This window comes from Azospirillum sp. B506, assembly GCF_000333595.1.
In the GTDB taxonomy this organism is placed as follows: Bacteria; Pseudomonadota; Alphaproteobacteria; order Azospirillales; family Azospirillaceae; genus Azospirillum.
This window is the reverse complement of the sequence record NZ_BADK01000683.1, coordinates 1-7,277: the sequence shown is the minus strand read 5'-3', so window position 1 is coordinate 7,277 and position 7,277 is coordinate 1. Positions and strand designations below refer to the sequence as shown.

The 7,277-nt window shown below is 67.6% G+C and carries 8 protein-coding genes and 1 pseudogene; 3 read left to right on the top strand and 6 right to left on the bottom strand.

Features of this window, described 5'->3' with window-relative positions; all coding sequences use genetic code 11:
• The 4 genes and pseudogenes from I71_RS20510 to I71_RS39960 all read right to left on the bottom strand — a co-directional run.
• Window positions 1-280: pseudogene (locus I71_RS20510) on the bottom strand (adenylyltransferase/cytidyltransferase family protein); the annotation flags it as partial.
• A 130-nt stretch (window positions 281-410) separates the two neighbouring features.
• On the bottom strand, window positions 411-860 hold the full coding sequence (locus I71_RS20505) for a MaoC family dehydratase (RefSeq protein ID WP_042697280.1): 450 nt from the start codon (window positions 858-860) through the stop codon (window positions 411-413).
• 466 nt (window positions 861-1,326) lie between these two features.
• Window positions 1,327-1,569 carry a septal ring lytic transglycosylase RlpA family protein gene (locus I71_RS39965; protein ID WP_244433950.1) on the bottom strand — a complete coding sequence of 81 codons (243 nt, stop codon included), beginning with the start codon at window positions 1,567-1,569 and terminating at the stop codon, window positions 1,327-1,329.
• A gap of 123 nt (window positions 1,570-1,692) precedes the next feature.
• Window positions 1,693-1,899, bottom strand: coding sequence for a hypothetical protein (locus I71_RS39960; RefSeq protein ID WP_244433949.1), 207 nt, complete (start codon window positions 1,897-1,899; stop codon window positions 1,693-1,695).
• 169 nt (window positions 1,900-2,068) lie between these two features.
• On the opposite strand from I71_RS39960, the gene I71_RS20495 reads away from it, so the two are divergent.
• Window positions 2,069-3,106: an alpha/beta hydrolase gene (locus I71_RS20495; RefSeq protein WP_049976216.1), complete on the top strand. Its 1,038-nt coding sequence runs from the start codon at window positions 2,069-2,071 to the stop codon at window positions 3,104-3,106.
• A 30-nt stretch (window positions 3,107-3,136) separates the two neighbouring features.
• Window positions 3,137-4,150, top strand: coding sequence for a DUF6352 family protein (locus I71_RS20490; protein WP_042697277.1), 1,014 nt, complete (start codon window positions 3,137-3,139; stop codon window positions 4,148-4,150).
• Between the two features lie 25 nt (window positions 4,151-4,175).
• Here the strand turns inward: I71_RS20490 and I71_RS20485 are convergent, their stop codons facing one another.
• Window positions 4,176-5,336 carry an AI-2E family transporter gene (locus I71_RS20485; protein WP_042697273.1) on the bottom strand — a complete coding sequence of 387 codons (1,161 nt, stop codon included), beginning with the start codon at window positions 5,334-5,336 and terminating at the stop codon, window positions 4,176-4,178.
• A gap of 125 nt (window positions 5,337-5,461) precedes the next feature.
• On the opposite strand from I71_RS20485, the gene I71_RS20480 reads away from it, so the two are divergent.
• The gene (locus I71_RS20480) at window positions 5,462-5,989 is read left to right on the top strand and encodes a CreA family protein (RefSeq protein ID WP_083897285.1); all 528 of its coding nucleotides are present in this window, start codon (window positions 5,462-5,464) and stop codon (window positions 5,987-5,989) included.
• 48 nt (window positions 5,990-6,037) lie between these two features.
• Here I71_RS20480 and I71_RS20475 read toward each other — a convergent pair whose 3' ends face one another.
• Window positions 6,038-7,006 (bottom strand): succinylglutamate desuccinylase/aspartoacylase family protein, encoded by a 969-nt coding sequence (locus I71_RS20475; RefSeq protein ID WP_042697270.1) that lies wholly within the window; start codon window positions 7,004-7,006, stop codon window positions 6,038-6,040.
• Between the last annotated feature and the right edge of the window lie 271 nt (window positions 7,007-7,277).

The following is a 7,277-nucleotide window of genomic DNA, read 5'->3' as shown; positions in this document are numbered from 1 at the left end:
AAATGGCAGACGATCATCTGGTCGACGCCCAGCGCCTCGATATGCGGGTCTTGACCCGGAAGGGCGTCAGGCGGAAGGGCGGGTCGTCGGGACGGAAGACGCTGCGCGGGTGCGGCTCGAAGGTGACGACGGCCGAGGGAACGCCCATCTCCGCCGCAAGACGCTGGGCGGTGCCGATGACCGTCTGATGCCCGCGATGGACGCCGTCGAAATTGCCGAGCGCCACGACGGCGCCCCGCTCTTCGGCCGGCAGGTCGGCGGTGTGTCTGTACAGTCGCATGCGCGCCCCGGTGCTGTGGGCGGACCCCGGCGGGTCCGCTTGCTCGGGCGTCTATATAGACCGACGCCGGCGCGGGGTAAACGCGCCGGCGTGTTTTACGACCTCAAGCAGCCCGAACAGCGTTGGGATATCAGCCGCGGGACGGGACCATCAGCAGCGCCTCGCCCTCGACCACCACGGTTTCGCCGACGGTGCAGACGGTCTTGATGACGCAGCGGCGCTTCTCCGGGATCAGTTCGGTGACGGTGGCGCGGGCGGTGACGGTGTCGCCGGCGCGGACCGGCGCCTTGAACTTCAGCGTCTGGCTCATGTAGATGCAGCCCGGCCCCGGCAGCTTGGTGCCGAGAACGGCCGAGATGAAGCCGACCGTCAGCATGCCGTGGGCGATGCGGCCCTGGAACATGGTCGTGGCGGCGTATTCCTGGTTGATGTGGACCGGGTTGGTGTCGCCGGAAATGCCCGCGAACAGGACGATGTCGGCTTCCGTCACCGTCTTGGCGAAGCTGGCCGTCATGCCGACGGACAGGTCTTCGATGCAGTAGCCTTCGGTATCCTTGCGGACCTGACGCACGTCGTCCATCGCAGCAATTCCTCTTTCTCTCGGTGCCTGTTCCGGCGTCTGACGCAAAGGGCGCCGCGCCGTTCGCTGCAATGCGTCATGTGCATCGCAGCGATGGGAATGGCACCACGTCTCCTCCAAAAATGCAAAAAAATCTCTAACGCTCCACACAAGTCCGCGCGACCCCCGCTGGCCCTTTTCGTCAGGCTTCGTCGCAATGGAGAGCCGTTTGGCGGTAATGGATTACTTCCCGTCCGAGGTAACAGGAGAGAAGTGATGGCGGATCATGGGCTTATCGGAAAAGCTCATCCCCCTCCGACCCGTGCGGCGCCATGGGTGCGACTTTTCTGCCGCCGGCTGAAATGAAACTGGCGAAGTCCCGTTCTTTTCAACAGCTTGACCGTATGATGACTGTTGGTTCGCCGGCGCAATGGAAATCCGGCGGCGGAGGCGGCGAATCGGAAGCCCTTTTCGCCGCGCCGCAGCATTACTTGCCGGAACCGGAGTGCGACACTGTGTCGCTTCTGCTCCCGCCGGAAGTCCCGCTGTTCCGGTTGCCGTCGCCCTGGGCGACCTGATTGCCGGGGGTCAGCTGGTCCACCTTCTCCTCCACCTTTTCGCGGGCGGTGTCGGTCGGCTGTTCCGACGGCTTGACCTCCACCTTCACCGGGGCGGTGCCGTCCTCGATCATGTCCAGCTTCCTGGCGGCGGAGCGCGACAGGTTGATCACCGGCCATCGACATAGGGGCCGCGGTCGTTGACGATGACGTCAACGCTCTTGCCGTTGTCCTGGTGGTGACGGTCCCCTGGCGCCGAGCGGCAAGGTGCCCGAGGCGCCGTCGCCTTTTTTGGTTCATCGTTTCGCCGCTCGCCGTGGTGCGGCCGGGAACTTCTGGCTGTAGAAGGACGCTTCCCCCTGTGGGACGAGGATCTCCTCGCCATCCTCATGTTCGACATGCACGGGCGGAACCTTGGCCTTCCCGTTCGCCAATACCGGGACGGCAGTCCCGCTCAGGGTCGCGGCGGCAAGCGCCAGGACGATGATGCGTGTTGTCTTCATCGGTACACCTCCAACCGCGGACCAACGCCACTCAAGGAAAAGAGTTCCCTCGCAGAGCCGATGCAAGACATCCACACTATTTCCGGTTTCTAATGCTTTGACGAATTCGGAGTGGTTTGCCCTTGTGGGTGCCCCTCCGGTCCATAACACAACGGTCAGGGGAGAAAGCATGGCCGATGATGCCGTCTGGACTGCATCCGAATTCGCGGCGGATCGCGTCTCCAATGGCGATGGCGCCCCGGTGGAGATGCGTCACGTCGCGATGCGCGACGGGGTGCGGCTGCGCGTCGCCGTCTGGCCGGTGCCGGAGCGGGTCCGCGGCACGGCCCTGGTGCTGACCGGCCGGGCGGAATTCATCGAGAAATATGCCGAGACCGTGGGCGCGTTGACCGCCCGCGGCTTCCGGGTGGTGGCGTTCGACTGGCGCAACCAGGGCCTGTCCGACCGGCCGCTGCCCAACCGGCAAATCCATCACCTGACGGATTTCACGACGCTGGTGGACGACCTCGACGAAATCCATCGGCAGGTGGTGGCGCCGGTCGCGGCGGCGACGGGCGGGCCGGTCATCCTGCTGGCCCATTCCATGGGCGCGCTGGTGGCCACGCTCGCCCTGGCCCGCCATGTCGGCGACGATCCCGGCCGCTATGCCGCCGTGCTGCTGGCGGCGCCGATGTACGCCATCAACAGTGGCCTGCTGCCGCGCTGGCTGGTGCGGGTGCTGGCCAGCCTCGGGCTCACCTGCGGCCAGGGCGCCCGCTATGCGCTGGGGCAGGGCGATTACGATCCGGCGGAGGGACGCTTCCGCCTGGACAACAGGATCACTGCCGATCCGCGGCGCTACGCCGCCTTCCACGGCCCCTTTGCCGAGCGGCCGGAACTGCGCGTCGGTGGCGTCAGCTTCGCCTGGGTTGCCGCCGCGCTCGATGCCGAGGAGGCGCTGCGCGACAGGCTGCCGTTGGAGCGGGTGGGCACGCCGGTGCTGCTGCTGAGCGCGCCGGCGGACCGGGTGGTGCGGGCGGCGGCGCACCGGGCGGTGGCCGCCCGGCTCGGCAACGCCCATCTCGTCGAGTATCCCGGCGCCCGGCACGAGCTGCTGATGGAGGAGGACGCCATCCGCGACCGGGTGTGGGCGGACATCGACGCCTTCCTCGACCGGACGCTTTCACACAAGGCTCTTGCGCCGGCCGGCGGCTCTGTCGTCGGATAGGCGCCTTCAGGACCAAAGGTGCCCAGCAGCATGACCGATTTCTGGACGGCGTCCGGTTTCCACCTGTTGACCCGCGACGTCGACAATCATCTGGCGGTAACGCCCGATTTCCTGCGCGCCTACCTGCTCCGGCCCGAGATGCGCCCGCCGGACGAAGCCTGCGACGCCGAACGCACGCTGCATGCGGCCTTGCTCGACGATCCGGCGCGGACGGTGCCCGTCCCGCTGCTCGACGCCATCGCCGATCCCGACGCGCGGGAGAATTTCCAGGTCTGGCTGGGGTTCCGCGACCGGCTGCTCGCCGCCGGGACGCTGGAGGGCTGCTATATCCGCCTGTTCCGCGAGGGGGCGCGCGGGGTGCCCGGCCTGTTCATCGACCAACTGGCCCATGCCATCCTGCGCGGCATCCTCGACGAGACCCCGTCCGGCCTGCGCGCGCGGGCGGGGGAGCTGTTCTTCCGCGAACAGACGGTGTCGGTGGAGGAGGGCCGCGTCCGCGTCGCCGATGCGGAAACCGTAGAGACCATGGCGGCATCCGGCGGTTTCGGCTCGCTCGGCCGGCTGGTGGTGGAAGCCGGTACTACGCCGCGCAGCGTCGAGCTGGACATTCTGGACGAGACCAACCACCCGCTCTACTGGGGCCGCGATGCCCGCCACGACACGGTGCTCGACATCACCTTTGCCGCCGCCGGGCTGGATGCGCTGGCCCGCGTGCTGGAGGCCTGGGTCGCGCATTTCCTGGGCGTCACGGTCAGCATCCAGCCGGTGCAGTCCATCCGCGACGACCGCTGGGTCTGGCATGTCGGGCTGGACAGTGCGGCCACCGCGATCCTCAACGACCTGTACAACGGCGTCGAGGTGGGGGAGGACCGGCTGGGCCGCATCCTCGCCCTGTTCCGTCTCGACTTCGCCGATCCCGCCGCCATGCGCCCCGACCTCGCCGGCCGGCCGGTCTATCTCGGGCTGGCGATGACGGAGGGGCGGCGGCTGAAGCTGAAGCCGCAGAATCTGCTGGTGAATCTGCCGCTGGCTTCGGTGGCTTGAGAGGGGCGGGGCCAAGCTCCGCCTTTCAGCCCCCCAACAGCGCCCCCACCGGCTTCAGCGGTTCATGCGCGTCGAACAGGATCTTCAGGATCGCCAGGATCGGCACCGCCAGCAGCGCGCCGGGGATGCCCCACAGCCAGCCCCAGAACAGGATCGACACGAACACCGCGATGGGGTTCAGCGACAGCCGCCGGCCGACGATCATCGGGGTGAGGAAATTGCCCTCGATGGTCGTCAGCGCCACGAAGGACAAGGGCGGCAGGATGATGGTGCCGAGGCTGTCGAAGGTCAGGACCGACACCAGGAAGAACACGCCCGTCATCACCGCCGGGCCGATGAAGGGGATGTAGTTGGCGAGCGCCACCAGCACGCCCCACAGGGCCGGGTTCGGCAGCCCCCACAGCCACATGACCAGCCCGGCCGCCAGCCCCAGGATGGCGTTGATCAGGGTGATGGTCAGCAGATAGGCGGCGATGTTCTGCTGCAGGGTCGCCGCCACCATGGCGTAATGCACGCGGTCGTCGACGTTGCGCATGGTGCCGATCAGCGCCTCCAGCGAATGACGGCCCCGCGCCAGGAAGAAATAGAGCAGCACCTGCAGGATCACGACATTGGCGAGCACCGATTCGACCTGGCTGAGCGCCTGCTCCATCAGCGTCGGGCCGCGCACCACCACTTCGCGGATCGGCCCGGCATCGTTGCCGGTTTCCTTGGTGATCTGCTCGATCTGGCGGGAGGCCTCGCGGGCGCGTTCGATGCCGGCGCGCACATCGCCCAGCTTGAATTCCAGCTCGTGCAGGACGCGCGGCATGCGGTTCACCCATTCCGCCGCCGGGGCGGACAGGGTGTAGACCGCCAGCAGCACGCCGCCGAACAGCGTGATCACCATGATGGCGGCGCCGATCCCCTCCGGCACGCCGACGCGGTAGAGCGCGCGGACCAGCGGCCGCAGCAGGAAGCTGAGGATCAGCGCCAGCATGATCGGCAGCAGCACGTCGCGCCCGAAATACAGCGCGAACAGCACGGCGATGACGAACAGGCCGACGACGGCGACGGTCAGCGGGTCGCGGCGGTGGCCGGGCGGGGGCAGGGGCAGGGTCACCGGTTCCGGCGTGCCGGGGAGCGGCGCCTCCGGTGGTTGGGGATGCGCTGGCGGGAGGGAGGCGAACTGGCTGCGGTCTGTCATCGCGGTGGCCGGACCTCCGAAGGACGGCGCTTGACGGTGGCGCCCGACCCTCCGATCTAGGGGAGTGTTTTGCCGGACCGCGCCGCTCGCGGTCCCCGCCCGTCCTTGTCGGAGACCCAGTCGCGATGCGCAGCCTGTTTCCCCTGATGAACGTTTCCGCCGGCCTTTTGGTTCTGGGCCTGTTGACCGCCGGGCTTCCACCGCGCCCGGCGCTGGCGGCGGACGATGTCGTCGGCCGCTTTTCCAACGACTGGACCGGCAACGGCCTGCAGGTCCAGGCCATCGAAGACCCCAAGGTGAAGGGCATCACCTGCCATCTGGTCGATTTCGACCGCAGCCTGATCGACCGGCTGAGCAAGGGCAACTGGTTCGAGGATCCGTCCAACGCCTCCATCGCCTGCCGCCAGACCGGGGCGGTGACGGTGGGCGACATCGACCTGTCGCAGAAGGGGGAGGAGGTCTTCTCCGAACGGAAAAGCCTGATCTTCAAGTCGATCGCCATCCGCCGCATCTATGACCGGCCGAACGACACGCTGGTTTATGTGGTGTACAGCCGACAGGTGAAGGACGCCTCGGCCAAGACCTCGATCTCGACCGTGCCGCTGTTCAGCGCCAACGCGACCTGGACGAAGGGCAAGCCGGTGGCGAAGTGAGGGCGGGGGCGGTAAGGCGGGGCGGCCTTCGCCTCCCTTCGTCCCCTTTTAGCCGACGATCCGCCCCAGCCGCACCGCCGTCTGGCCAGCCTTCACCCGGCGGGCGGGCATGATCAGGACGCAATCGTCATAGGGTGTGACGATCGCGCGCTCGTCGTCCCAGCCGATGACGGTGCCGGCGCGGCCGATCACCTCCATGCCGACGAAGGGGGCGGTGAAGCGGAAGCGCTCGCTGGCGGCGGTGACGGCTTCGGTCACCTCGACCACCCGCTGCGGCTCGGTGCGCGGGCGCAGGCGCGGACCGTTGGACGGCGGCGCGATATGGTCGGGGGCTATCATCTCCAGGCCGAGAAGCAGGCGCAGGCAGCTTTCAAGCGCCACCGTCGCCGTCTCGGTCCGCCAATGCTGGCCGCATTCGACCAGGATGGCGGTGTGCGATCCCTCGGGCTTGGCGAAGTTGCCGTAATCGATCAGGCGTTTGCCGCCGGCATGGCCACCGTCCGCCACCACCCAGGCCGGATAGCCGAGGCCGAGCGCCAGATCCCGTCCCCGTGAGGTGCGGCCGCACAGGGTCAGGGGGGCCGTGTCCGCCGTCATCGAATGCAGGTCGAGCAGCAGGTCCGCCGACTCATAGACCGGGCGCAGAAGGCGGGCACGCCGAAGCTCGACGCTGTCGCGCCGGCCATCCAACTGGTCCGGCGACCACAGCCGGTTGAAATCCTCGTCCAGATAGCGCGAGGCATAGGGGTTCTGGCGGTCGAAGGTGGCGTAGGCCGCGGTGTTGGCGAAGACGAAGGTCAGCCGTCCCCGCGTCGGCCGCAACCCCATGCGCAGCAAGGCGTCCAGCGCGATGGCGCCGCACAGTTCGTTGCCGTGGACGAGTGCGTTCAGCACCACATGCGGCCCCGGCTCCGACGCCGACAGGCTGGTGACATGATCGATGCCGGTGTTGCCGCGCCGGTAGGGCGCGATGTCCGGCGCTGTGAGTTCGACAGGGGCGAAGAGCGGATCGGTCAAGCGGGAAGCTCGCCAGCGGTGGGCATTTTAAACAGTATGGCGAACCAAGCGACTCAGCGCCAGTGCGGGCCGGTCGGGTGCCGTGGATTTTTTGGCTGATTCGCGTGGCGCGATGTTGCGGTGGCATGGCAGGATCATGACGAATGGCCGTCGACGGCGACTTGACGCTTGGGTTATAGGATCCGCCGGATCAATCGATGCGGCGGTCGGACTTGCAGCAAATGAACTGTCGGTTGTCGTTCTGACTCTAGAGGTTCCCCGGGACCGAGCT